General features: G+C 74.5%; 22 protein-coding genes, 2 tRNA genes and 2 pseudogenes. 14 read left to right on the top strand and 12 right to left on the bottom strand.

The window, feature by feature from the left end; genetic code table 11:
• Positions 1-10 precede the first annotated feature (10 nt).
• On the top strand, positions 11-1,174 hold the full coding sequence (locus AWW66_RS04385; protein WP_157527140.1) for a cellulose binding domain-containing protein: 1,164 nt from the start codon (positions 11-13) through the stop codon (positions 1,172-1,174).
• 64 nt (positions 1,175-1,238) lie between these two features.
• Here AWW66_RS04385 and AWW66_RS04380 read toward each other — a convergent pair whose 3' ends face one another.
• Positions 1,239-2,102 carry a 3-methyladenine DNA glycosylase gene (locus AWW66_RS04380; protein WP_067360134.1) on the bottom strand — a complete coding sequence of 288 codons (864 nt, stop codon included), beginning with the start codon at positions 2,100-2,102 and terminating at the stop codon, positions 1,239-1,241.
• Between the two features lie 33 nt (positions 2,103-2,135).
• Positions 2,136-3,551, bottom strand: a complete 1,416-nt coding sequence (locus AWW66_RS04375; RefSeq protein WP_067360133.1) for a hypothetical protein — start codon at positions 3,549-3,551, stop codon at positions 2,136-2,138.
• Positions 3,552-3,679: 128 nt separating this feature from the next.
• Here AWW66_RS04375 and AWW66_RS04370 point away from each other — a divergent pair, with 128 nt between their 5' ends.
• From AWW66_RS04370 to AWW66_RS04360, 3 genes are all read left to right on the top strand, one after another.
• A complete protein-coding gene (locus tag AWW66_RS04370) occupies positions 3,680-4,480 on the top strand; it encodes a fumarylacetoacetate hydrolase family protein (RefSeq protein ID WP_083978206.1) in 801 nt (266 codons plus the stop codon).
• A gap of 108 nt (positions 4,481-4,588) precedes the next feature.
• A tRNA-Gln gene (locus tag AWW66_RS04365) sits at positions 4,589-4,660 on the top strand.
• Positions 4,661-4,799: 139 nt separating this feature from the next.
• A tRNA-Glu gene (locus AWW66_RS04360) sits at positions 4,800-4,872 on the top strand.
• Between the two features lie 216 nt (positions 4,873-5,088).
• On the opposite strand, the gene AWW66_RS04355 is transcribed toward AWW66_RS04360, so the two are convergent.
• The gene (locus tag AWW66_RS04355; RefSeq protein WP_067360129.1) at positions 5,089-5,775 is read right to left on the bottom strand and encodes an IclR family transcriptional regulator; all 687 of its coding nucleotides are present in this window, start codon (positions 5,773-5,775) and stop codon (positions 5,089-5,091) included.
• A 49-nt stretch (positions 5,776-5,824) separates the two neighbouring features.
• Between AWW66_RS04355 and leuC the strand changes: the two genes are divergently transcribed.
• The 3 genes from leuC to AWW66_RS04340 all read left to right on the top strand — a co-directional run bounded on the left by leuC (position 5,825) and on the right by AWW66_RS04340 (position 8,760).
• The gene (gene leuC / locus AWW66_RS04350) at positions 5,825-7,267 is read left to right on the top strand and encodes a 3-isopropylmalate dehydratase large subunit (protein ID WP_067360127.1); all 1,443 of its coding nucleotides are present in this window, start codon (positions 5,825-5,827) and stop codon (positions 7,265-7,267) included.
• A 16-nt stretch (positions 7,268-7,283) separates the two neighbouring features.
• Entirely contained in the window at positions 7,284-7,871 is a 588-nt protein-coding gene (gene leuD, locus AWW66_RS04345; protein WP_067360126.1) for a 3-isopropylmalate dehydratase small subunit, read from the top strand.
• Between the two features lie 172 nt (positions 7,872-8,043).
• A complete protein-coding gene (locus AWW66_RS04340; protein WP_067360123.1) occupies positions 8,044-8,760 on the top strand; it encodes an HU family DNA-binding protein in 717 nt (238 codons plus the stop codon).
• Positions 8,761-8,847: 87 nt separating this feature from the next.
• Here the strand turns inward: AWW66_RS04340 and AWW66_RS04335 are convergent, their stop codons facing one another.
• The 4 genes and pseudogenes from AWW66_RS04335 to cofC form a co-directional block, all read right to left on the bottom strand.
• Complete coding sequence (locus tag AWW66_RS04335; RefSeq protein WP_067360215.1) at positions 8,848-9,747, bottom strand: NUDIX domain-containing protein; 900 nt, start codon at positions 9,745-9,747, stop codon at positions 8,848-8,850.
• A complete protein-coding gene (locus AWW66_RS04330; protein ID WP_067360122.1) occupies positions 9,735-11,291 on the bottom strand; it encodes a CYTH and CHAD domain-containing protein in 1,557 nt (518 codons plus the stop codon). Before AWW66_RS04330 ends, AWW66_RS04335 begins: the two co-directional genes overlap by 13 nt.
• 27 nt (positions 11,292-11,318) lie before the next feature.
• Positions 11,319-13,775, bottom strand: coding sequence for an RNA degradosome polyphosphate kinase (locus AWW66_RS04325; RefSeq protein ID WP_067360120.1), 2,457 nt, complete (start codon positions 13,773-13,775; stop codon positions 11,319-11,321).
• Between the two features lie 265 nt (positions 13,776-14,040).
• A pseudogene (gene cofC, locus AWW66_RS35090) lies at positions 14,041-14,673 on the bottom strand (2-phospho-L-lactate guanylyltransferase); the annotation flags it as partial.
• Between the two features lie 120 nt (positions 14,674-14,793).
• Between cofC and AWW66_RS04315 the strand changes: the two are divergent.
• The 4 genes from AWW66_RS04315 (at position 14,794) to AWW66_RS04300 (ending at position 18,627) form a co-directional block, all read left to right on the top strand.
• Positions 14,794-15,531, top strand: coding sequence for a lysophospholipid acyltransferase family protein (locus tag AWW66_RS04315; protein ID WP_067360118.1), 738 nt, complete (start codon positions 14,794-14,796; stop codon positions 15,529-15,531).
• On the top strand, positions 15,528-16,562 hold the full coding sequence (locus AWW66_RS04310) for an NAD(P)H-dependent glycerol-3-phosphate dehydrogenase (RefSeq protein ID WP_067360117.1): 1,035 nt from the start codon (positions 15,528-15,530) through the stop codon (positions 16,560-16,562). Before AWW66_RS04315 ends, AWW66_RS04310 begins: the two co-directional genes overlap by 4 nt.
• A gap of 6 nt (positions 16,563-16,568) precedes the next feature.
• Positions 16,569-17,705, top strand: coding sequence for a cystathionine gamma-lyase (locus AWW66_RS04305; RefSeq protein WP_067360115.1), 1,137 nt, complete (start codon positions 16,569-16,571; stop codon positions 17,703-17,705).
• 136 nt (positions 17,706-17,841) lie between these two features.
• A complete protein-coding gene (locus AWW66_RS04300) occupies positions 17,842-18,627 on the top strand; it encodes a putative protein N(5)-glutamine methyltransferase (protein ID WP_067360113.1) in 786 nt (261 codons plus the stop codon).
• A gap of 308 nt (positions 18,628-18,935) precedes the next feature.
• On the opposite strand, the gene AWW66_RS04295 is transcribed toward AWW66_RS04300, so the two are convergent.
• Together AWW66_RS04295 and AWW66_RS04290 are read right to left on the bottom strand one after the other, a co-directional pair.
• Complete coding sequence (locus AWW66_RS04295; RefSeq protein ID WP_067360111.1) at positions 18,936-19,154, bottom strand: DUF397 domain-containing protein; 219 nt, start codon at positions 19,152-19,154, stop codon at positions 18,936-18,938.
• Positions 19,155-19,159: 5 nt separating this feature from the next.
• Positions 19,160-20,005 carry a helix-turn-helix domain-containing protein gene (locus tag AWW66_RS04290; protein ID WP_067360109.1) on the bottom strand — a complete coding sequence of 282 codons (846 nt, stop codon included), beginning with the start codon at positions 20,003-20,005 and terminating at the stop codon, positions 19,160-19,162.
• 290 nt (positions 20,006-20,295) lie between these two features.
• On the opposite strand from AWW66_RS04290, the gene AWW66_RS33380 reads away from it, so the two are divergent.
• Both AWW66_RS33380 and AWW66_RS04285 read left to right on the top strand, forming a co-directional pair.
• Positions 20,296-20,448, top strand: coding sequence for a hypothetical protein (locus AWW66_RS33380; RefSeq protein ID WP_169807054.1), 153 nt, complete (start codon positions 20,296-20,298; stop codon positions 20,446-20,448).
• Between the two features lie 48 nt (positions 20,449-20,496).
• A complete protein-coding gene (locus AWW66_RS04285; RefSeq protein ID WP_067360108.1) occupies positions 20,497-20,757 on the top strand; it encodes a hypothetical protein in 261 nt (86 codons plus the stop codon).
• Between the two features lie 36 nt (positions 20,758-20,793).
• Here the strand turns inward: AWW66_RS04285 and AWW66_RS04280 are convergent, their stop codons facing one another.
• Positions 20,794-22,053, bottom strand: a complete 1,260-nt coding sequence (locus AWW66_RS04280) for an ATP-binding protein (protein ID WP_067360106.1) — start codon at positions 22,051-22,053, stop codon at positions 20,794-20,796.
• A 229-nt stretch (positions 22,054-22,282) separates the two neighbouring features.
• Between AWW66_RS04280 and AWW66_RS04275 the strand changes: the two genes are divergently transcribed.
• Positions 22,283-23,389, top strand: a complete 1,107-nt coding sequence (locus AWW66_RS04275) for a D-alanine--D-alanine ligase family protein (RefSeq protein ID WP_067360104.1) — start codon at positions 22,283-22,285, stop codon at positions 23,387-23,389.
• A gap of 184 nt (positions 23,390-23,573) precedes the next feature.
• On the opposite strand, the pseudogene AWW66_RS32375 reads toward AWW66_RS04275, so the two are convergent.
• Positions 23,574-24,301, bottom strand: a pseudogene (locus AWW66_RS32375) (DUF3515 family protein).
• Positions 24,302-24,535, bottom strand: a complete 234-nt coding sequence (locus AWW66_RS04270; RefSeq protein WP_067360102.1) for an Lrp/AsnC ligand binding domain-containing protein — start codon at positions 24,533-24,535, stop codon at positions 24,302-24,304.
• Positions 24,536-24,641 lie beyond the last annotated feature (106 nt).

Raw genomic sequence — 24,641 nt, 5'->3', positions numbered from 1 at the left:
TTCCTCCACCATGCTCCGAAGGTCCTTGCACAGGTCCCTGCTCGCCGCCCTGGCGGCGCTGCCGCTGGCCGCCGCCGTCGGCCTGGCGACCACCGCGCCCACCTCACCCGCCACCGCCGCGCCGGCCGCCGCTGCCGCGCCGGTACGGATCATGCCGCTGGGCGACTCGCTCACCGGCTCGCCCGGCTGTTGGCGGGCCATCCTCTGGAACCAGTTGCAGTCGGCCGGGCACACCGACATCGACTTCGTCGGCACCCTCGGCCCGCAGGGCTGCGGTCAGCCGTACGACGGGGACAACGAGGGGCACGGCGGCGCCCTGGTGACCAACGTCGCCAACCAGAACCTGCTGCCCGGCTGGCTCGCCGCGACCCACCCGGACGTGGTGATGATGCAGTTCGGCACCAACGACGTGTGGAACGCCATCCCGCCGACCACCATCCTCGCCGCGTACAGCAAGCTGGTCGACCAGATGCGGGCCGACAACCCGGCGATGAAGGTCATCGTCGCGAAGCTCCCGCCGATGGCCCCGCCCACCTGCGGCGAGTGCGGCCAGCGGGTGGTGGCGCTCAACGCGACCATCGACGGCTGGGCGGCCGGCAAGACCACCGCCGCCTCCCCGATCACGGTCATCGACCAGTGGACCGGGTTCAGCACCGCCACCGACACCTACGACGGGGTGCACCAGAACGCGGCCGGGGACCAAAAGCTCGCCGCCCGCTGGTACCCGGCCGTGGTCGCCGCCCTCTCCGGCACCACCCCGACCACGCCGCCCACCACGCCCCCGACGACGCCTCCGACGACTCCGCCCACCACGCCCCCGACCACGCCTCCGACGACTCCGCCGACGACTCCGCCGACGACGCCGCCGGGCGCGGGGGCGGGCTGCGCCGCGACGCACCGGGTGATCGGGCAGTGGCAGGGCGGCTACCAGGGCGAGGTGACCGTGCGCAACACGGGTACCGCCGGGATCGCCGGCTGGCGCGTCGGCCTCACCCTGCCGGCGGGCAGCCAGCTCACCCAGGCGTGGAACGCCGAGGTGACCGGGACCGGGTCGACGGTCACCGCGCGCAACGTCGGCTGGAACGGGTCGCTGGCCGCCGGGGCGACGACGACCTTCGGGTACCTCGGCAACGGCAGCCCCGGTACGCCCACGCTCACCTGCACGGCGAGCTGACCGCCGACGGCAGGGGTGAGAAGGGGCCCCTTCTCGACCGTATGCGTTAAGAGGGGGCCCTTCCTTACAGCGCGGCGAGCAGGCGGTGCCGCAGGACGGCGGCGCGCTCGGCGAAGCCGCGCTGGGTGGCCGCGTACTCGGCCCGGCCCTCGGGGGTCTCCACCCGCACCGGCGGGTACCCGAGGGCCGCCAGGTCGTACGGGCTGGCCCGCATGTCCAGCGTCCGGATCTCCCGGGCCAGCGCGAAGGCGTCGGCGACCAGCTCGCTCGGCACCAGCGGGGAGAGTTTGTACGCCCACTTGTACAGGTCCATGTTGGCGTGCAGGCAGCCCGGCTGCTCGTGGGCGTGCTGGGTCTCCCGGGTCGGGGTGAGCACGTTCAGCGGCCGGGCGGGCGCGGTGAAGAACCGGTACGCGTCGAAGTGGCTGCACCGCACGCCCCGCTCGTCGACCACGGCGGCGGTGCGCTCCGGGGTGAGCCGCAGCGGCCACGCGTTGTGGCGGACCTCCTGCTGGGTCTGCCGGTACACCATCGCCCACTCGTGCATCCCGAAACAGCCGAGCTGGGCCGGGCGACCGGCGGTGGCGGCGAGCAGGGTGCGGATCCACTCGACCGACTCGGCCCGGCGCTCGCGTACCCGGGCGGTGTCGAGGGTGACCCCGGCGGCGGTGGCGCGGTAGTCCCGGCCGAACTCGGCCGGGTCCGCGTCGCGCAGCAGCACCCCCGGGCCCGGATGCCAGCGCCGCAACTGGGCGGGGCGGTGCGAGTAGTACGTGAAGAGGAAGTCCTCCACCGGGTGCTTCTCGCCCCGGTGCCGCCGGGCCAGATGCGGCGTGAGCCAGGTGTCGACCCGGTGCTCGTGGGCCCGTCGGCGGGCCCGCCAGTCGACCGCGTCGAGCGCGGCGGCGGGAGCGAGGGCGGCGGTCACGCACCCGAGGGTACGACCGCCGCCCCGCTTCCGTCAGGGCACCTCGACCCGGACCCCGGCGGAGAAGACCCCGCTGCGCAGCTCCAGGTGGGTCGGCGGCTCCCGACCGGCGACGGTGAAGACCATCGGGAGCACCACCCGGCTGCCGGCGTCGACCGGCTCGGCGAAGATGTCCCGGCCCTGGTTCACCGCGCGGGTGGCCAGCGCGTCGGCGTTGACCCAGGTGCCGCCGGGCAGGTAGGCCCGCTGCATCTGGCCGTGCCAGGCCTGCTTCTCGGGGGTGATGTTGCGCACCCCGACGGTGGCCTCGCAGCGCCGGCCGGCCACCGTCGCCGTGCCGCAGGCGACCCGGTAGACGGTGAACTCGAACGCCGTCTCCCGCAGCGGCACCCCGATCGGCCCCGTGGCGCCCTGGCCCACCCAGGCTCCGCTGGTCGGCTGCTGGTCGGTGTCGATCGCGGTGACCTGGCGGGTGCCGGTCCAGCCGGCGACGGCGACCACCCCGGCCAGGAGCACCGTGGCACCGGTCACGGTCAGCCAGACCGGTGGGGTACGCCGTCGGGTGGTGGGGCGGGGCGCGTCCGGCAGCGGGTACACCGTCCCCCGCGACGGCCCCGTCCGCCCGGCCCCGGCGGGCTGCCCTCCGCCGCCGACGACCGGCCCGGCCGCGCCCGGCGGGGCGTCGCCCGGGGTGCCGGAGGCCGCCGCCCAGGCCCGTAGCCGGCGGCGGCGTTGCCACCGCCACAGGCCCAGTCCGCCCAGCACCAGCAGCACGGCCAGCCCGCCGAGCAGGGCCGGCAGGCGCCACCACGGCGCCGCCGCCGGCTCGTCGCTCGGTCGGGTCACGGCGGCGGTCCACGTCGCGGTGCCGCAGTCGTACGGCCGCCGCCCGTCGGCGCCGTACGCGCAGGCCGGTGCGGCCAGCGGACGGTCCGGGGCGCTGGTGCGCAGCGCGGTGTGCAGCGTGGTGCTGCCCTTCGGCGGGAGGGTGAGCCGCCAGGTCACCTCGGCGGGCCCCCCGGCGGCGCGGGTGGCCCGCCCACCGCCGGTGATGGTGGTGGCCGAGGCGCCCGAGGGCAGTTCCTGGCGGACCGTGGTGTCCACCGGCGCGTCGCCGACGTTGCGCACCTGGATCCGGTACGCGGGTGCCGGGGTGCCCGCCGACGCGACCGCCACGGTGACGGTCGGCGCGGGCGCCCGCAGCGGTGCCCGGGTGGGCGTCGGTACCGCCGGTGGCGCGGACGGCATCGTCGAGGCCCGGGCCGGGGCGACCAGTGCTGCCGACGACGGCGTGGTGAGCACGGCCGGAGTGGGTGTGCCCCCGGGTGTCGCCGGGGCTCTGGCCCCGGGCGGCCCGGTCAGCGCGGGGAGCGCCGGCACGGTGGCGAGGATGCCGAGGCAGTGCGCGAGCACCGCGATGGCCCTGTGGTGTCGTCTCGATGCAGGCATACGAACGAACCTCCGCCGCCGACGCTAGGGGCGCGGTGACGTCGTGCGGGTACGAAGTGCCGAACTCCACCCCGGCGACCGGCGGCTCACGTACAGTGCGGGACCTGGTGTCGGGCTAGATTGGCCGGGTGCGTATCGCTCGTTTCGCTCATGCCAAGGGAATGTCGTTCGGGGTCGTCGAGGGTGAGCCGGAGGCCGGCCCGCAGGGGCTGACCGTGGCCGAGATCTCCGGCCATCCGTTCGGCCAGCTCACCTTCACCGGGGGCCGCTGGGCCCTGTCGGACGTCCGGCTGCTCTCGCCGATCCTGCCCAGCAAGGTCGTCTGCGTCGGCCGCAACTACGCCGAGCACGCCGCCGAGCTGGGCAACCAGGTGCCGGCGGAGCCGTTGCTGTTCCTGAAGCCGTCCACGTCGGTGATCGGCCCCCGGGACGCGATCCGGCTGCCGGTCTTCTCCAAGCAGGTCGAGCACGAGGCGGAGCTGGCCGTGGTGATCGGGGCGCCGGGCGCGCGGCGGGCCGACCGGGCCGCCGCCGAGCGGGCCATCTTCGGCTACACCTGTGCCAACGACGTCACCGCGCGGGATCTCCAGCACTCCGACGGCCAGTGGACCCGGGCCAAGGGCTTCGACTCGTTCTGCCCGATCGGCCCGTGGATCACCACCGGGCTGGACGTGCGGGACCTGGAGGTCCGCTGCGAGGTGGGGCGCGACCCGGAGGAGATGGAGGTCCGCCAGCTCGGCCGGACCCGGGACATGGTCTTCGACGTCCCCGCCCTGGTGTCCTACATCTCACACGTGATGACGCTGCTCCCCGGGGACGTGGTGCTGACCGGCACGCCGGCGGGGGTTAGCCCGCTCACGGACGGGGATACGGTCACCGTGCGGATCGAGGGGATCGGGGAGCTGACCAACCCGGTGGTCCCGGTCTGACACCGCTCGGGAGGGCCGAAACCGCTGGTCAGGGCTGGTTTCGGTAACCCGATTTGGCCGGCCGGCGCGGGGAGGGTAAAGTTCATCCCCGGCGCCGCAAGGTGCCAATGGGGTATGGGGTAATTGGCAGCCCGACTGATTCTGGTTCAGTTAGTCTAGGTTCGAGTCCTGGTACCCCAGCAACCGACGTTCCCCGTGAGCGTCGGTCGCTGGCTTCTGCTGGAGTTCGACTCCAGCCCCCCGCGAGGGGGGCGGGAAAAGATCTCTGATAGAGTACAGCGGCACCGCCCGAAAGGGCGGAGAGCAGGAAGAAAGTTCTGGCCCCGTCGTCTAGCGGCCCAGGACGCCGCCCTCTCAAGGCGGTAGCGCCGGTTCGAATCCGGTCGGGGCTACGACACAGCGGCCCGTTCCACTCCGGTGGGGCGGGCCGCTTCCTTTTCCCGTCCGGTCCTTCCCACTCCCGGGCGGCTCATGCCCGTCCCCGTCGCGGTGGTGCCCGGCGGGTCCCGTGGTGCCCGCAGCGGTAGGGGGAGGCTGTCGGCCCGGCACTTCGGTGGGCCGGCGACAACCTCGCGGTCGACGGGCGGGGGTGGTGGTGGAGGTGACGGTCAGAGGCCGGAGAGGCGTTGGCCGGCGCGGACCACGGCCATCGCGTGGCGCTCGCCGGGCCGGCGACCCAGCCGCTCGATCGGGCCGGAGATGCTGATCGAGGCGATCACCCGGCCGGTCCGGTCCCGGATCGGCGCGGAGACGCTCGCCACACCGGGCTCGCGTTCGGCGACGCTCTGCGCCCAGCCCCGGCGGCGCACCTCGGCGAGGGTCCGCCCGGTGAACTTCGACCGGGGCAGCAGCGGCATCACCGCCTCCGGCGGCTCCCAGGCGAGCAGGATCTGCGCCGCCGAGCCGGCGGTCATCGGGAGCACCGAGCCGATCGGCACGGTGTCCCGCAGCCCGCTGGCCCGCTCCGCGGCGGCGACGCAGATGCGTTCGTCGGCGCGGCGCAGGTAAAGTTGGGCGCTTTCGCCCGTGGCGTCCCGCAGCGCGGCGAGCAGGGGCTCCGCCGCGGTCAGCAGCACGTCCGGTGCGGCGTTCGCCAACTCGCCCAGCCGGGGCCCCGGGCGCCAGCGGCCCTGGGTGTCCCGGACGAGCATCCGGTGGATCTCCAACGCCTGGGCCAACCGGTGTGCGGTGGCGCGGGGGAGCTTCGTGCGTTCAACGAGTTCGGCCAGGCTGGCGCCGTCGACACAGGCGGCCAGGATGACCACCGCCTTGTCGAGAACGCCGACACCGCTCATACTGTGTCCCACAAGCCGAAATTTACCTCCCAGAATTTAGGATGTCCAGATGGTGGGAGACACTCAACCGAGGACCCTGGCCGAGAAGGTCTGGGACGCGCACGTGGTCCGCTCCGCCGAGGGGGAGCCGGACCTGCTCTTCATCGACCTGCACCTGTTGCACGAGGTGACCAGCCCGCAGGCCTTCGACGGGCTGCGGATGGCCGGCCGCCCGGTCCGGCGGACCGACCTGACGCTGGCCACCGAGGACCACAACACCCCGACCGGGTACGCCGATCCGTCGTTCCGGACCCGGCGTGGCGACCTGCTCACGATCGCGGACCCCACCTCCCGCACCCAGATCGAGACGCTGCGCCGCAACTGTGCCGAGTTCGGGGTCCGGCTGCACCCGCTGGGCGACGAGAACCAGGGCATCGTGCACGTGATCGGCCCGCAGCTCGGCCTCACCCAGCCGGGCATGACGATCGTCTGCGGCGACTCGCACACCGCCACCCACGGCGCGTTCGGTGCGCTCGCCTTCGGCATCGGCACCAGTGAGGTCGAGCACGTGCTGGCCACCCAGACGCTGCCGCAGGCCCGGCCGAAGACGATGGCGGTCAACGTGGTCGGCGAGCTGGGCCCCGGCGTCACCGCCAAGGACCTGGTGCTGGCCCTGATCACCCAGGTCGGCACCGGCGGCGGTCGCGGGCACATCGTGGAGTACCGGGGCGAGGCGATCCGCGACCTCTCGATGGAGGGGCGGATGACCATCGCCAACATGTCCATCGAGTGGGGCGCCAAGGCCGGCATGATCGCGCCGGACGAGACCACCTTCGCGTACCTGAAGGGGCGGCCGAACGCGCCGCAGGGGGACGCCTGGGACGCCGCCCTGGAGTACTGGCGGACCCTGCCCACCGACGAGGGGGCGGTCTTCGACGCCGAGGTGACCCTGGACGCCGCCCGGATCACGCCCTTCGTCACCTGGGGCACCAACCCGGGGCAGGGCGCGCCGCTGGGCAGCGCCGTGCCGGACCCGGAGTCGTTCGCCACCGAGCCCGAGCGGGCCGCCGCCCGCCGCGCGCTGGAGTACATGGACCTCACCCCCGGCACCCCGCTGCGGGACCTGGCCGTGGACGTGGTCTTCGTCGGCTCCTGCACCAACGGCCGGCTGGAGGACCTGCGGGCCGCCGCGGACGTGCTGCGCGGCCAGCGGGTCGCCGACGGCGTCCGGATGCTCGTCGTGCCCGGCTCCGCGGTGGTCCGCGAGGCGGCCGAGGCGGAGGGGCTGGACAAGGTCTTCACCGACGCCGGTGCCGAGTGGCGGTTCGCCGGCTGCTCGATGTGTCTGGGCATGAACCCGGACACCCTGAAGCCGGGCGAGCGCTCCGCCTCCACCTCCAACCGTAACTTCGAGGGCCGGCAGGGCCGGGGTGGCCGTACCCACCTGGTCTCGCCGCCGGTCGCCGCCGCCACCGCCGTGGCCGGCCGGCTGGCCGCCCCCGCCGATCTGTAGAAGGGCAGTCGAGCAGATGGAGAGGTTCACCACCCACACCGGCGCCGCCGTGCCGCTGCGCCGGTCCAACGTGGACACCGACCAGATCATCCCGGCCGTGTACCTCAAGCGGGTGACCCGGACCGGCTTCGCCGACGGGCTGTTCAGCGCCTGGCGGGAGGACCCGTCGTTCGTCCTCAACGATCCGGCGTACGCCGGGGCGTCGGTGCTGGTCGCCGGGCCGGAGTTCGGCACCGGGTCCTCCCGGGAGCACGCCGTGTGGGCGCTGCGCGACTGGGGCTTCAAAGCGGTCCTCTCGCCCCGCTTCGGCGACATCTTCCGGGGCAACGCCCTCAAGGAGGGGCTGCTGCCGGTGGAGCTGGACCTGGCGGCGATCGAGCAGGTCTGGGCGCTGGCCGAGGCCGACCCCGCCGCCCCGGTCACCGTCGACCTGGTCGCCCGGGAGGTCCGGGCGGGGAACTCCACGTGGTCCTTCCCGCTGGACGACTTCAGCCGCTGGCGGCTGATGGAGGGCTTGGACGACATTGGACTCACCCTTCGCCACGAGGCCGCGATCGGTGAGTTCGAGGCGGCGCGACCGCCGTTCCTGCCCTCCGTGGCGTAGCCGTTCGCCCGACCGGAGCGCTATTTCCACCCCCCGCCGGCCCGCCCGGCGGGGGGAATCCGTTACGACACAAGGGCTTTTTTCCCCCGAATGTTTGTGTCCTGGCAGCACAGGGCATACGGTGCGCGCAGAATGGCTCGCGTCGAGTCAGTTGCACAATCGGGAGGAAGTCGTGAACAAGGCCGAGCTCATCGAGGCGCTCGCCGCTCGTCTGGGGGACCGGAAAACGGCGACGGCCGCGCTCGACGCGGTCCTCGCTGAGGTCCAGGCGGCGGTCACCAAGGGCGAGAAAGTGGCGATCACCGGTTTCGGAGCGTTCGAGAAGCGCGTCCGGGGGGCACGAACAGCGCGCAATCCGCGCACCGGTGAGGCGGTGAAGGTCAAGAAGACATCCGTGCCGACCTTCCGGCCGGGCGCCGGCTTCAAGGAGATGGTGGCCAACGGCAAGGTGCCGAAGGCCCCGGCGGCGGCGAAGAAGACCACCACGGCCGCCGCCAAGACCACCGGCACCAAGGCGACCACGGCCAAGGCGGCGGGGGCCAAGGCGACCGGTGCCAAGGCCACCGGCGCGAAGGCGACCACGGCCAAGGCGGCCGGCGCCAAGGCGACCACGGCGAAGGCGACCGGCGCTCGGAAGACCGCCGCCCCGGCGAAGAAGACCGCCGCGGCGAAGGCGACCAAGACCACCGCCAAGGCCACCACCGCCACCAAGAAGGCCGCGCCGGCGAAGAAGAGCACCGCCGCGGCCCGGTCGACGGCGGCGAAGAAGACCACCGCGGCGAAGAAGACCACGGCGGCCAGCAAGGCCACGGCGGCCAGCAAGAGCACGGCGGCGAAGAAGGCGCCGGCCAAGAAGGCCCCGGCGAAGAAGGCAGCGACCAAGCGCTGACCGTTCCGGTCCGGTTCGCAGGGCGCCCACCGTCCCGGTGGGCGCCCTGCGCGTGTCCCGGCCCGCTCTCCCCGGGGGCGGGGCGGGTCAGACGGGGTCGGCGGCCAGCAGGCGGCCGGCGGCGAAGGCGAGCAGCCACCCACCGCCCTTCGGGGTACCGAAGTCGCCGGGGGCGCCGGCCAGCCGTTCCAGGGCACCGGGAATCACCTTGCCCTGACTGCACACCGCCGCCGACACCCCGCCCGCCCCCAGCTCGGCCAGCCGGGCCGCGGCGGCCAGCACGCACTCCTCCGGCACCTGGCCGGGGGCCGGTTCGTCCAGGTCGCCGGTCACCTCGATCGGCAGGTCGAGGCGGGCGGCGGCCGGATCCAGGGTCTGCACGCACCGGCGGGCCGAGGCGGAGAGCAGCCGCTCCGGGCGGACCGCCGCCACCAGCGGCGCCAACGCGACCGCCCGCGCCCACCCGGCCGGGTCCAGCGGTCGGGCGGAGTCCGGCCCGGACCAGGTGGCCCGCCGGCCGGCGCGGGCGTGCCGCAGCACCAGCACCGTGCCGGTGGCCGACGGCAGGGCCGCGAACGCGGCGAGCACCTCGGCGTCGTGCGGGTAGCTGACCCGGCGGGCCGCGTCGTCCACGTCGAACCAGCCCACCTCGTCGACCTCGGTGCCCGCCTCGAACCCACCGGTCGCCACGGCCCGCATCGACCAGTAGTCGACCACCTTCGGCCGGCCGTCGACGAGGTACCGCGCGGTGGGCAGCCGGACCTGCGGCACCGCCCGGACGTCGCTCTCCTCCGCCACCTCGCGGACGGCGGCCACCAGCGGGTGCTCGCCCGGCTCCAGCTTCCCCTTCGGCACCGTCCAGTCTCCGTACCGGGGGCGGTGCACCAGGCAGACCTGGACGCCGTCGTCGGTCGCCCGCCACACCACCCCACCCGCCGCGCGTACCTCGTCGGTCGCCGTCGCCGGACCGCCCGTCACCGCAGCCATCCCGTCCACCGCTTGTCGCCCGCCCGCCGCCAGAGGTCGGGGAACTCGGCCCGTACCCGGTGGATGGTGGCCCGCTCGCGCTCGGCCAGCCGGCCGGCGACGAAGGCCAGCCGCAGGTCGTCCGGCCGGGAGTCCGCCACGGCGGGCCAGGTCTCGGCGGCCACCGCCGCATCCTGGTGCTCGCCGAGCAGACGCTGCACGTCGGCCAGGGCCCCGGCCAGTTTCCGGGCGTCCCTGCCGACCACCGGTACGACCGCGTTCACCGCGTACCGGGCCCGCTTGGCCTGTTTGCGGACCTCGTGCCACGGCTCGTCGGGGCCGAGCGGGTCGAGGGCGTCGCCACCCTGCGGCCCGGTCAGCTTCCGCCACGGCCGACGGACCAGCCGGGGCGACACCTCAGCGGCCGGCTCGGCGGCCCGGGGCCGCAACCGGGGCGCACGGGCGGCCAACACCAGCGCGTCGGCCAGCGCCACGTACCGGGGCGTACGCAGCGCCGCGTCCACCTCGGCCAGGGCGGCCTCCTGGCGGGCCGCCAGGACGGCGTCCAGCCGGTCCACCGCCGCCGGGTCCAGCGGGGCCAGCGGGTCGGCGGCGGCGGTCCGGCGCAGCCGGTCCCGCAGCACCTCCACGTCCCGGGCCGCGCCGAGCACCCCGGCGAGCCAGGCCAGCTCCTCGCGCAGCGGCCGGGCCCACTCCGGTACCAGCAGCGGGGCGAACGTCCGCAGGTCGCTGCGGAGCCGCCGGCAGCCGACCCGCATCTGTTGCAGCGCCGTCCGGTGCCCGGGTACCGGGGCGCGCAGCCGGACCAGCGGGTCGTGCGTCAGCACCCGCCGCACCGCCCGGCGGACCGCCTCGGTGACGACGTCCCCGCCGGTCGGCTCGGCCGGCAGGCCCGTCGGGGCGACCAGGTCGGGCTCGCCGTCGACGGCCGCGCCGAGCGCCCCGACGTGCGCCGGCAGCACCACCGCGAGCGCCCGGCGGTGCTTCGGCACGAACTCGCCCTCGGTGGCCCCGGCGTCGGCCAGCAGCCGGCCGATCCGGTCGAGCAGCGCGGTGTCCCCGGCCCGGCGTTCCACCTCCACCTCGCGGAAGCCGCCCGCCGGCCGGCCGCCCTCGTCGAGCACCGTGACCCGGTCGTCGGCCACCTCGGCCAGCAGCGCGCCGTCGGCGGCGCGGACCTGGTGCCGGTGCCGCTCAGTACGGATCATCGCCACCGGGGCCAGCTCGGCGCCCCGGGTGTGCACCGTGACCAGGTCCCGCAGCTCCTCCGGCACCCCGGTGCCGCGCCGGCCGGGCCGGGAGATCTCGTGCCGTACCCCGGTCGACCCGGTGGGCAGCTTCACCGTCCACGGCTCCGGCTCGCCCCGGCGGTACCGCAGCGAGACACCGGCCCGGGTCAGCCGCAGGTCGGCCGTGTCGACGTACGTCGCCACCAGCCGGACCGGGGCCCGCAGCTCCACCCGGCCGTCCGTCGGGGCGACGGTGGACAGGTCGGGGACCGTGAATCCCTCCGGCACCTCGTACTTGCGTTCCTCTTCCCGCATTCCGCCCACCCTATGCCCGTCGACGGGTCACCCGGACCGGCCACCGACCCGGCGCAGCAACAGATCCTGGAGGTGGGTCAGCGGCGTCTCCGGCAGCCCGGTACGCCGGCTCCAGCTCCCGTCGGCGGCGAGTTCGAACGCCTCCACCTCCGGGCTGAACGCGGCGGCCAGCACGTGGTCCAGCTCGGCGCGGGCCACCGGGTCGCTCACCTGCACCAGCGCCTCCACCCGCCGGTCCAGGTTGCGGTGCATCAGGTCGGCCGAGCCGAGCCAGAACTCCGCGTCGCCGTTGTTGCCGAACCGGAAGACCCGGGAGTGCTCCAGGAACCGGCCCAGGATCGAGCGGACCCGGATGTTCTCCGACAGCCCCGGCACCCCCGGCCGCAGCGTGCACATGCCCCGGATCAGCAGGTCCACGTGCACCCCGGCCCGCGAGGCGCGGTACAGCGCGTCCACGATCTGCTCGTCGACCAGCGAGTTCACCTTGAGCTGCACCAGCCCCGGCATGCCCAGCCGGACGTGGGAGATCTCCCGCTCGATCCGCTCCACCAGGCCGCGCCGGATGCCCTGCGGGGCCACCAGCAGCCGCCGGAACGTGGTCTGCCGGCTGTACCCGGTCAGCACGTTGAACAGGTCGGTCAGGTCCGCCCCGATCTCCGGGTCGGCGGTGAGCACGCCGAAGTCCTCGTACAGTCGGGCGGTCTTCGGGTGGTAGTTGCCGGTGCCGATGTGGCAGTACCGCCGGATCTGGTTGCCCTCCTGGCGGACCACCAGCGCGGTCTTGCAGTGCGTCTTCAGCCCCACCAGGCCGTACACCACGTGACAGCCGGCCCGTTCCAGGGTCCGCGCCCAGCCGATGTTGGCCACCTCGTCGAACCGGGCCTTCAGCTCCACCAGCACCACCACCTGCTTGCCGGCGGCGGCGGCGTCGACCAGCGCGTCGACGATCGGGGAGTCCCCGCTGGTGCGGTACAGGGTCTGCTTGATGGCCAGCACGTTCGGGTCGGCCGCGGCCTGCTCGACGAAGCGCTGCACGCTGGTGGCAAACGAGTGGTACGGGTGGTGCACCAGCACGTCGCCGTCGCGCAGGGTGGCGAAGACGCTGCGCGGCACCTCCCCCTCGGCGAGCCGGGGGTGGGTGGCCGGCACGAACGGCGGGTCCTTCAGGTCGGGGCGGTCGGCCGCGCCGTAGACCTGCCAGAGCGCGGAGAGGTCGAGCAGGCCCCGGACCCGCAGCACGTCGTGCGCGTCCATGTCCAGCTCCCGGACGAGCAGCTCCAGCATGTGGTCGGAGATGTCGGCGGCCACCTCCAGCCGCACCGGCGGGCCGAACCGGCGCCGGGCCAGCTCCCGCTCCAGGGCCTGGAGCAGGTCCTCGTCGCGGTCCTCGTCCACCTCCACCTCGGCGTTGCGGGTGACCCGGAACAGGTGGCACTCCACCACCTGCATCCCGGAGAAGAGCTGCCCGAGGTGGACCGCGATCAGGTCCTCGACGGGCAGGAACCGCACCCCGGGCAGGTCCCGGCACACCCGCACGAACCGGGGTACGTTGTTTGGCACCTTCACCCGGGCGAACAGCTCCGAGCCGCCGTCCGGGTCGCGGACCGCCACGGCCAGGTTCAGCGACCGCCCGGAGATGTACGGGAACGGGTGCGCCGGGTCGACGGCGAGCGGGGTGAGCACCGGGAAGATGTGCTCCCGGAAGTACGTGCGCAGCCGTTCCCGCTCGGCGTCGTCGAGGTCGCCCCAGCGCAGGATCCGGATGTCCTCGGCGGCCAGCTTCGGCAGCACGTCGTCGACGAAGCAGCCGGCCTGCCGGCCCGCCAGCATCGCGGTCTTCTCGGCGATCAGCTCCAACTGGGTCCGCAGCGGCAGGCCGTCGCCGCCCCGCACGGGCAGCCCGGCCTGGAGCCGGCGCTTCAGTCCGGCTATCCGGACCATGAAGAACTCGTCGAGGTTGCTGGCGAAGATGGCCAGGAACTTCGCCCGCTCCAGCAGCGGGGTGCGCGGGTCCTCGGCCAGCGCCAGCACCCGGGCGTTGAAGTCGAGCCAGGACAGCTCCCGGTTGAGGAAGCGGTCCTCGGGCAGCGCCGCCGGGCCGGGCTCCGCGTCCGCCTCCTCGACGTACGGGCCCTCGTCGAGCACCTCCTCCAGCCCGGCCGAGGCCGCCGCCGCGTCGAGCCGGTCGGTGCCCCGGGCCCGCCGGTCGCGGTCGGGCCGCTCGGGTCCCGGCGGCCCGGCCGTACCGTCGTCGGTCCGGGCCGCCTCGCCGGCGGCCGGGGGCGGGTCCGCCGCCGGCGGCCCGCCGACCGGCTCGGAGTGGTCGGTGGGGTCGGCGGGGTCGGTGGGCTCGGGGTCGGTGGCGGGCGACGGTCGGCCGGGCCGGAACCGGCCGTCGGCGCCCCGGTGCCGGGACCCGTCACGGGATGTGGTCGCTCCGGTGGTCCGACGGCGGTTGGTGCGCTGTTCGCGAGGGGTGCTCACCAGCCCATAATCACCCGATGCGGGTTAACGCAAAATGAACTTGGTCGGGTGATCACGCCATCGTCGGGAAGGTCACCCGGACCACCTCGCCGGCCGCGTCGGTCTCCACCCGCAGCCGCTGGCCCAGCCGCAGCATCCGCAGGCCGGAGGCGTCGAAGGCGCGCGCCGGGAAGGGCAGCTCGGTGCCGTCGTCGAGCAGCAGCACCCCGCTGCGGGTCGCCGCGTCGTAGCTGGCCACCGTCCCCTGCATGGCGTCACCGTACACCGCGCCACCGCCGACGAGCGCGGCCGTGCGGGGGCCGAGCCCCAACCGGGCGGCGGCCACCAGGTCGGCCGGGGTGTCCACGTCGCGGCGCAGGGTCGGCCAGTCGCCGGTGAGCGGCACCGCCCCGCTGGCCGCGTGCGCCGTGGCCGAGCCGGCCCCGAAACGCGGGTCGAGCGGTACCCCGGCCGGCGCGGTGAGCAGCACGGTCCCGTCGCCGGGGGCGTCCGCCACGTACCCGCGTACCCCGGCCGCCGCCCGCAGCGCCGCCGCCAGGTCGGCCGGGCGCAGCGCCGGCAGGTCGGCGGTGAGCGCGGCCACCCCGGTCCCGCCGGCCAGCGCCGCGCCGTGCCGCAGGGCCGCGTTCAAGCCGGCGGCCGGAACGTCCGGTACCACCCGCAGTCGGGCCCGTCGTCCGGCACGCCCGGTGTCCCGGGTCGCCGCCGCCACCCGGGCGTCGTCGGTGACCACCACCACCTCGCCGACCGGGGCGCAGGCGGCCACCGCCCGCAGCGTGTCGGCCGCCAGGGCCAGCGCCAGGCTCTCGTGGGGTACGGCGGGCAGCGCGCCCCGCAGCCGGCTCTTCGCCACGCCGAGGCGCTTCACCGGCACCACCACGGTCCAGGTCTGGGACACGGCACAATCCTGCCAGCCGCGCACCGGTACCCTCACTGGCCGTCCCGGGGGCGAGCAGGCATGATTTCGCTGCGGGTGTCAGCGGTGGACGCGGGTGCGGTCGGGCAACGAGGAGGCAGGGTGGGGCGCCGGAAGCTGGGGTTCTGGCAGCGGTTCGCCGTGGTCGTGGTCAAGCCCGTGATGACAGTCTGGACCCGGCGCACCTGGCGGGGCATGGAGCACCTGCGCCGCGACGGCGGGGTGATCATCGTGGCGAACCACATCTCGCACGCCGACCCGTTGGTCTCCGCGCACTTCGTCTACGACGCCGGCCGCTGGCCCCGGTTCCTCGGCAAGGCCAGCGTCTTCCGGGTGCCGGTGGTCGGCTGGCTGCTGCACAGGTGCCGGCAGATCCCGGTGGAGCGCGGCACGGTCGACGCGGTCAAGTCGCTCGACGCCCTGGTCGCCGCTTTGAACGAGGACGGTGCGGTGGTCATCTACCCGGAGGGCACCACCACCCGGCATCCCGACCTGTGGCCGATGCGGGGCAAGACCGGGGCCGCCCGGCTGGCGCTGGCCACCGGCGCCCCGGTGGTCCCGCTGGCCATGTGGGGTCCGGAGCGGATGTTCGACCCCCGGACCAAGCGGTTCAGCGTCCGGCCCCGGATCCCGGTCAGCGTCTCCGCCGGGCCCCCCGTCGACCTGGGGCGCTGGCAGGGGGCCACGCCGACCCGGGCCACCCTGGAGGAGATGACCGACGAGATCATGCTGCGCCTGCGCGACCTGCTCGCCGAGATCCGGGGCGGCACACCGCCGCCGCTGTGGCAACGTCCCGCCCGGGCCGGCGACGGCGGCGAGCGGCCGGAGGCGGCGGCGTGAGCGGGCGACGTGACAGCGCCGGCGGCGGCGGGCACGTGGCGGTGCTGGGGGCCGGGTCGTGGGGGACGGCCTTCGCCAAGATCCTGGCCGACGCCGGCCGGGACGTGACCGTCTGGGCCCGCCGGCCCAGCGTCGTGGACGGCATCCGCCGGGACCGGCGCAACCCCGACTACCTGCCCGACCTGCGGCTGCCGGACCGGGTCCGGGCGACCGGGAACGCCGTCGAGGCGATCACGGACGCCGAACTGGTGGTGCTGGCCGTGCCCTCGCAGACGTTGCGCGGCAACCTCGCCGAGTGGGCCGGGCACCTGCACCCGGACGCCACCCTGGTCTCCCTGATGAAGGGGATCGAGCTGGGCACCACCAAGCGGATGAGCGAGGTGATCGTGGAGACCGCCGGGGTGACCCCGGAGCGGGTGGTGGTGGTCTCCGGCCCCAACGTCGCCCCCGAGATCGCCGCCGAGCAGCCGGCCGCCACCGTGGTCGCCGGCACCGACGCCGCCCGGACGGCGCTGGTGCAGGCGTCCATCCGGACGACCTACTTCCGCCCGTACACCAACGACGACGTGATCGGCTGCGAGCTGGGCGGCGCGGTCAAGAACGTGATCGCCCTGGCGTACGGGATCGCCACCGCGATGGGCTTCGGGGACAACACCCGGGCGATGCTGATGACCCGGGGGCTGGCCGAGACCGCCCGTCTCGGGGTGGCGCTCGGCGCGGACCCGATCACCTTCGCCGGGCTGGCCGGCATGGGGGACCTGGTGGCGAGCTGCTCGTCGCCGTTGGCCCGCAACCGCACCTTCGGCGAGCACCTGGGGCGGGGCGCGACGCTGGAGGAGGCCCGGGTGGCGACCCGGCAGACCGCCGAGGGCGTCAAGAGCGCCCTGGCGGTCCGTGACCTGGCCCGCGCGCACGGGGTCGAGATGCCCATCACCGAGCAGGTCGAACGAGTCTGCCACGAGGGCCTCGACCCCCGGATCGCCGTGGACGTGCTGATGAGCCGGACCGCCAAACCCGAGTCGTACGAGTGAGCCGCCATGACTGACCAGGACTACCGCGACGGCACCCGGTGCGTGCACGCCGGGCTGCCCGAGCCCGCGCCGGGCGACCCGTTCCTCCCCGGGCCGGTCCTCGCCGCGCCGTACCACCTCGACCCGTGGCAGGGGCCGCAGGCCGCGCCGAACGGGTACGGCCGACCGGACAACCCGACCCGGCGGCTGCTGGAGGCGGCCGTCGGCGAGCTGGAGGGCGGCGACTGCCGGGTCTTCGCCAGCGGGCAGGCGGCCATCACCGGCCTGCTGCTGGCCGTGCTGCGGCCGGGCGACACGGTGGTGCTGCCCGCCGACGGGTACTTCCCGGTGCGGGCCTTCGCCGCCGACACCCTGGAGACCATCGGCGTCACGGTGCGCTACGCCCCGACCGTCGGGCCGTACCCGTCGTTCGCGGGGGTCCGGCTGGTGCTGCTGGAGACCCCCGCGAACCCGGGCCTGGACGTGGCCGACATCGCGGCGCTGGCCGAGGCGGCGCACGCGGCCGGGGCCCTGCTGGCGGTGGACAACACCACCGCCACCCCGCTCGGGCAGCGCCCGCTGGGCCTCGGGGCGGACGTGGTGGTCGCCTCCGGCACCAAGGCGCTCACCGGCCACTCGGACCTGCTGCTCGGGTACGTCGCCACCCGGTCGGGGGCGTTGCTGGACGCGGTCACCGGCTGGCGTACCACCACCGGCGCGGTGCCCGGGGCGTTCGACGCCTGGCTGGCCCACCGGTCGCTGGCCACCCTGGACCTGCGGCTGGGCCGGCAGTCGGCCAACGCCGAGGCGGTCGCGCGGGCGCTGGCCGCCCGCCCGGACGTGGCCGGGCTGCGCTGGCCGGGGCTGCCCACCGACCCGGCGTACCCGGTGGCCGCCCGGCAGATGCGCCGGATGCCGGGGGTGCTCTCGTTCGACCTCGGCGACGCCGACCGGGTGGCCCGCTTCGTCGTCGCCGCCCGGCTGGTCGCCGCGGCGACCTCCTTCGGCGGGCTGCACACCACCGCCGACCGGCGGGCCCAGTGGGGCGACGACACCGCACCCGGTTTCGTCCGGCTCTCCTGCGGCGTGGAGGACCCGGCCGACCTGGTGGCCGACATCGGTGCCGCGCTGGACGCCGCCGGGGCGCCGGGTCCGCTATCGTGATCTGGCCCGTCGCGGGCGGCGACGTCGAGGAGGTGAGTCCGATCCATCCGACAACAGGACCGGCGCTTTCCTCCGCGCCCCCGTCGCGCCGGTAGTGCCGGCGGGAGCGCCGCCCAGCGTTCCCGAGAGGCCTGCCATGGTGTCGCCCCGTACCGACCGCCCCACCCTCGTGCAGCGGCTGCGCGCCGCCGGCTGCGTCTACGCCGAGGACGAGGCGGAGCTGCTCCTCGCCGCCGCCGCCTCGACCGGGGCGCTGGCCGGGCTGGTCGAGCGCCGGATCGCCGGCGAACCGCTGGAACACGTGCTCGGCTGGGCCGAGTTCTGCGGCCTGCGGGTCCGGGTGGACGCGGGGGTCTTCGTGCCGCGTAGCCGGACCGCGCTGGTGGTCGAGGCGGCCGTGGCCGCGACCGGTCCGGCCCCGGCGGTGGTGGACCTCTGCTGCGGCTCCGGTGCCACCACGCTGGCCCTCGCCCACCGGCTGGCCTGCCGCTGGCTGGCCGCCGTCGACCTCGACCCGGCCGCCGTGGACTGTGCCCGGGGCAACCTCGCCCCGCTCGGCGTACCGGTCTTCCAGGGCGACCTGTTCGATCCGCTGCCCGAGCGGTGGCGGGGGCGGTTGGACCTGGTGGTGGCCAACGCCCCGTACGTGCCCAGCGGGGCGGTGGCCATGATGCCGGCCGAGGCGCGGCTGCACGAGGCGCGGCTGGCCCTCGACGGCGGCCCGGACGGGCTGGCGGTGCTGCGCCGGGTCGCCGCCCAGGCGGCGCGCTGGCTGGCCCCCGGTGGCCACCTGGCGGTGGAGGTCGCCGCCGACCAGGCCGGGGCGTTGCAGGCCGCGCTGCGGGGGTACGGGCTGGAGCCCCGGGTGGTCCGCAGCGCGGACCTGGACGCCACCGCCCTCGTCGCCCGCCGGCCACCCTGACGACGCGGGCCGATGCCGTGCTGGCCGTGCCGTGCCGGCCCTTTCTTCCGGGCCGCCGGTCCGGGGCGTGTCTTGGACCGGGCGTGTCTCGCTCCGGGGAGGACCATGCGGATGAGCGGTATACCTGTCAGGCATATTTATGCCTGACAGGTATACCGCTCAGAAGTAGTCGCTGCCGCCGGGCGGCCACGCGGTGGGCGTGGGCCGGCCCGGCGCCCTCGGTGGCGGCCGGGACGCCGGGCCGGCGGGTCGAGTGCTTCCGGCTCGCCACGGCTGCGCCGTCGAGCCGGCTCCGCAGCCGACCCGGGTCAGCGGTCGGTGTGGGCCGGTGGCACGGGCGGGGCGGCGGCGAAGGTGGTCCAGGCGGCCGGGGCGAAGAGCAGCGCCGGCCCGTTCGGGTCCTTCGAGTCGCGGACCGCGACCGCGCCGGGGATGTCCGCCATCTCGACGCAGGCGCCCTCGTCGCCGCTGTGGCTGCTCTTGCGCCAGTGGGCTGTCGTCAGCGCCGGACTGGTCGTCGGGGTCATGGTGCCTACCGTCCCTTCAGGATTCGAACGAGCTGGTCGCGACTTGCCGCCGGGCTGAGCGCGACGGATCGCAGGTGTTCCATGATCTTGGTGCAGGTACGCAGGTCGCCGGGGCGGTCGAGGATCATCTGACCGGCGACGGTCTCCACCGAGGCGATGATCGGGTCCTCCGGGTCGGCGAACTCGAGGATGTGCAGCGAGCCTCGGGTGCCCCGGTGGTAGCCGGCGGAGAGCGGGACGACCTGGACGGTGATGTTCGGCAGTTCGCCGATCTTGAGTAGGTGCTGTATCTGCGCCTCCATCACCGCCTGCCCGCCCACCGGGCGGAGCAGTGCTCCCTCGTCGATGATCGTGTCCAGGATGGGCGGTTGGTCGCCGGTCAGCCGTTGCTGCCGGTCGAGTCGGACGTGGACCCGCTGCTCGACGTCCTCGTCGCTGAGGGTGTGCGGCCCGCCGAGCATCACCGCGCGGATGTAGTCGGCGGTCTGGAGCAGCCCCGGCACGACGGACGGCTCGAAGTTGGCGATCCCGGTCGCCTCCGCCTCCAGCGCGATGAAGTCGATGGTGCGGCGGTCGAGCAGGTACGAGTAGGACACCCACCAGCCGGGTTTGCGCGCGTCCTTGGCGAGCTGCACGGCGGCGGCGACCTCCTCGGCCGCTACCCCGTACAACGTGAGCAGGGCGCGGGCGGTGGCCGGGCTGACCAGGGTCTGGGCGTTCTCGTACCGGGACAGCGTGCTGCGGGTGCTGTTGATCTCGTCGGCGGCGGCCTCCAGGGTGAGGCCGGCCGCCTCCCGGTGCGCACGCAGGGCGATGCCCAGTCGCCGTGCTCGGGCGGTCTTCGGAGCCATGCATCGATAGTCGCACACGTCTCTGGGAAAGTGTGCATGAGAGAACCGCGATGAGAGTTGCATTCATCCCCATGGAGGTGTCAACCTGTGACGGCGTCCTCACCACTGGTTGTCGTGGCGACGGTAGTGGTGAGCGACCGGAGGGGATGGGGCGCGCGGCGATCGGGTTTTTTCTCCCCCGTACCCGATCGCCGCGTGCCACCCGACCACGAGGTCACCGGAAGGGGAGACGGATGACGGCAGCCGGACGATGGCCCCGTGTGTCGCGGTGTCGGTGGTGTGCGCGGCCGGTGCTGCGCGACAACGACGGCGCCTGGATCCATGCCGACCTCGCCTACGTCTGCCGGGACGGCGGCGGCGGTCTCAGCTACGTCTGCCGGGACTCGGGTGGAGGGCTGGCCGCCACCACGGCCGAGCCGGAGGTGGTCCGCTATGCCTCCTGAACCGACCCCCACCCACGGCGGGCCGGGCCCGACCCGCGGAGGGTGGCGATGACCCGTTTCCTCGTGGTGCTCACCGACGTCCGGCTGCTCGACGGGGCGAGCCGCAACGAGCGGACCGCGCCCGAGCGGCGGCGGCAGGTGGTGGGGGCGAGCAACCGTGAGGCGGCCGACCGGATCGCCGGGGCGTTCATGGCCCTGGGCATGGTGCGGGCCGGCCGGCAGCGGGTGAAGGTGCTCGCCGTCGGCCGCCGGCTGACCGGCGAGCCCGGCCGGGTGGTGCTGGACCGGGCGTCGGAACGGACCTGCTGACCCGGCGTCGCGCCCGTCGTGCGGGCCGGGCGCGGGTCAGAGTATCCGACGGTGCTTGAGGTACGCCACCAGGTCGTCGTACACGCCGCCCTCGTTGGCGAACATGGCGACGTTGCGGGCGGTGGCGAGCCAGGGCCGGGTCGAGGGGCGGACCTCCTTCAGCGCCCGCTCCAGGTCCCGCTGCTCGATCATGCGGACCTCGCCCCGGCGTACCGAGTCGGCCATCGCGAACTCCGCGGCGGTCTCGCAGAGGTGCGCCAGGTCCGCGCCGGAGAAGTCCTCGGTGGCGGCCACCACCCGGCGCAGGTCGATCCCGGCGATGGGCCGGTCGCGCAGGTGGTACTCCAGGATGGCCCCACGTGCCTCGGGGTCCGGCGGCAACACCAGCACCACCCGGTCGAGCCGCCCCGGGCGACGCAGCGCCGGGTCGACGTCCCACGGGGTGTTGGTGGCGGCCAGCACGAACACCCCGTCGTTGCTGCCCTCCATGCCGTCCAGTTCGGCCAGCAACTGGTTGCCCAGCGTCCGCATCGCACTGGACCCCACCTGCGAGCGCTTGTGCCCCAGCGCGTCGACCTCGTCGAGGAAGAGCACGCACGGGGCGTTGCGGCGGGCGGCCTGGAACAACTCGTGCAGGTTCCGCTCCGAATTGCCGATCCACATGTCCAGCACGTCCACGATGGACAGCGAGAGGAACTTCGCGCCCATCTCCCCGGCCACGGCGCGGGCCAGGAACGTCTTGCCGCAGCCCGGCGGGCCGTAGAGCATCAGCCCGCCGCGCAGGCTCTTGCCGTACACCCGGCGCAGCTCCGGGTTGCGCAGCGGGCCGAGGAAGGCCAGCTCCAGCCGCTCCTTGACCGCCGCCATGCCGCCCACGTCGGAGAGCCGGACGCTGGCCGACTCCACGTCGTACACCCGGTCGGCGTCGCCGGAGACCGGCTCGGGCTCGTCGCCGGCCCGCAGGAAGCGCGGCGGCACGACGTCGGCGAGTTCCCGTTCGTACGCGGCGAGCGGGTCGTCCCCGCCGGCCGGGGCCGCGCCGGCCGCCGGGGGGTCCGGCGTCGTCGCGGCGGCCGGTGGCGGCCCGGGTACGGCCGTGCCGAGCGCCCGCTGCATCAGCGCCCGCGCCTCGACGTGGGCCGGATCACGGGCGAGCGCCTGACCGATGTGCCCGATCGCCTCGGCGCCGCGTCCCCGCTCCAGCAGCAACGCCGCCAGGTGCAGGCGCAGGGGCAGGTCGTCCGGGCGGGCGTCGAGGGCCGCCGCCAGGCTGTCGAGCAGGGGGTCGGTGCTCATAGGACCAGCAGCGTAGCGAAGGGGTACGTCGTCGGGCCGCCCTCCCGGCCGGGTCCCGTCCGGCATGGGGTGATTACGCTATGTATAAGGCGGGTTGACCGGTTGCGGTGTCCCGCCGCCTCTCCCTGGGTATGCCCACCGGCCCTCCGCCACGCACAGTAAGGTCGACCGCGTGAGCGCCACCGGCGCCACAGCGAGTTTCGCAGTCGGGACCGAAGAGGTGACCCCAGTGACCACCCCAGGCAAGACCCGCGTGGCAATCGTCTTCGGCGGCCGTAGCCCGGAACACGGCATCTCCTGTGTCAGCGCCGGCAGCGTGCTCGGCGCGCTGGACCCGGACGAGTTCGAGGTGGTACCGGTCGGCATCACCCGGGCCGGACAGTGGGTGCTGACCAACGGCACCGCGGAGGAGTTGGCGATCCACGCGCGTCAGCTTCCGGAGATCACCGCTGCCTCCGGCGTCGACCTGGTGCTGCGTGCCGACCCCACCGGCAACGGGCTGCTGGTGCTCGAGCCGGGGGAGGGGCCCCGGGCCCTGACCGACGTGGACGTCGTCTTCCCGGTCCTGCACGGCGCGTACGGCGAGGACGGCACCATCCAGGGGATGCTGGAGATGGCCGGCATCCCGTACGTCGGGGCGAACGTGTTCGCCTCGGCCGCCGCGATGGACAAGGAGTTCACCAAGAAGCTCTGCGCCGCCGAGGGCATCCCGGTCGGCCCGTACGTGGTGCTGCGCAGCGGGATGACGCTGACCGAGGAGGACAAGGAGCGGCTGGGCCTGCCGGTCTTCGTCAAGCCGTCGCGGGCCGGGTCGTCCTTCGGCATCAGCAAGGTCGACGACTGGGCGAAGCTCGACGAGGCCGTCGCCGTCGCCCGGCAGATCGACCCGAAGGTGCTGGTCGAGGGGGCGATCGTCGGCCGCGAGATCGAGTGCGGCGTGCTGGAGGGGGAGGCGGCCGGGTCGCCCGAGGCGTCGGTGCTGGCCGAGGTCCGGGTCGTCGCCGACCACGACTTCTACGACTTCGAGGCGAAGTACATCGACTCCGAGCAGTCCTGCGAGTACGACATCCCGGCCGGACTGCCCGACCAGGTCACCCGGCAGGTGCAGGAGTACGCGGTCCGGGCGTTCACCGCGCTCGACTGCGCCGGGCTGGCCCGGGTCGACTTCTTCGTCACCCCCGACCTGCGGGTCTACCTCAACGAGATCAACACGATGCCCGGGTTCACCCCGTCGTCGATGTTCCCCCGGATGTGGGCTGCCTCCGGCCTGGAGTACCCGAAGCTGGTCAACCGCCTCATCCGCACCGCCCTCCGCCGAGGCACCGGCCTCCACTAACCCACCCCCCTGCCCCCACCCCTCTCTCATCCCCTCCCGGCTCCGCCCCTCCCCCCCCTCACCCCGTTGATCATGGAGTTGGCGGCATGGAGGGACGCTCCGCCTGCCGCCAACTCCATGATCAACGCATGGAGACGGGGCGGGGGGAGGGGGAGGGGGCGGGGACGGGGTGGGGGAGCGGGGGTTAGCGGTGGCAGCCGGTGGGGGGGGTGCCGCCGGAGGGGACCGAGGCCACGATCGCGTCGGCGAGGGGGGGGGGAGCTGCAACGGTTGGCCGTGGGTCGCCGGCACGCTCACCCGGACCGGGACCTCGCGGTCGAGGGTGGTCAGGGTGGTGCGGTCGCCCTCGGTGGTGCCGTGCCAGCAGACGTTGTTGACCGTCCACACCTCGTCGGTGTCCGGCACGGTGGCGGCCGGGCCGCCGCAGGCCACGGTGAGGGCGGGGTCGCCGTACGCGGCGTTCTGCTCGGGGCCGGCGGTGACCGGACGCTGGGCGAGCTCGCCGACGGTCGCCGGGAGGTGCGAGAGCAGGGCGCGACACACCGTGGCGGGCCGTTCGGCCAGCTTCGGGGCGGCCATCTCGACCGGCGTGGTCGACTGCGGCTGGACCACGGTGGGCGACGCGGTCGGGGCCGCGTCGGTGCCGACGTCCGACCTGATCTGGGCGAAGGCGACCCCGGCGACCAGCAGGGTCACCGGGACGGCGACCGCCGTGGCGAGCAGCGCGGCGGTGCGGTTGGTCCGGTCCGGCGTCCGGGCGGCCGGCGTCGCACCGGTGGGCCCGTCGGCAGGCTGCCCGTCAGGCCGCTGGTCGGCAGACTGCGCGTCGGCAGACTGCGCGTCGGCAGACTGCGCGTCGGTGGGCTGCTCGTCGGGCCGCCGGTCGGCGGGGGAAGGCGTGATCGTGTCCACTTACAGGCGCACCACCGAACACGTGAGGGTGCGGGTGATGCCGGGCACCATCTGCACCTTGCTGACGATGAGTTTGCCGAGTTCGTCGACGGTGTTGGCCTCGGTGAGGACGACCACGTCGTACGGCCCGGTGACGGCGTCGACGCGCACCACGCCGGCGAGACCGGAGATGAGACCGGCCACGTCCCGTGCCCGGCCCACCTCTGTCTGGATGAGGATGTACGCCTGAACCACGACTCGACCTCCGTCTGTCGCCGTCGCCGCCTGGGCGGCCCGAAGGGTGAAAATACCCTACGGACCAGGTGTGATCCCTATCGGTGGTCGAGGAGAAGCGGTGAGC

Source organism: Micromonospora rosaria, assembly GCF_001567585.1.
Lineage (GTDB): Bacteria > Actinomycetota > Actinomycetes > Mycobacteriales > Micromonosporaceae > Micromonospora > Micromonospora rosaria.
The sequence above is the reverse complement of the archived record's forward strand: the minus strand, read 5'-3'. Positions and strand labels throughout refer to the sequence as shown.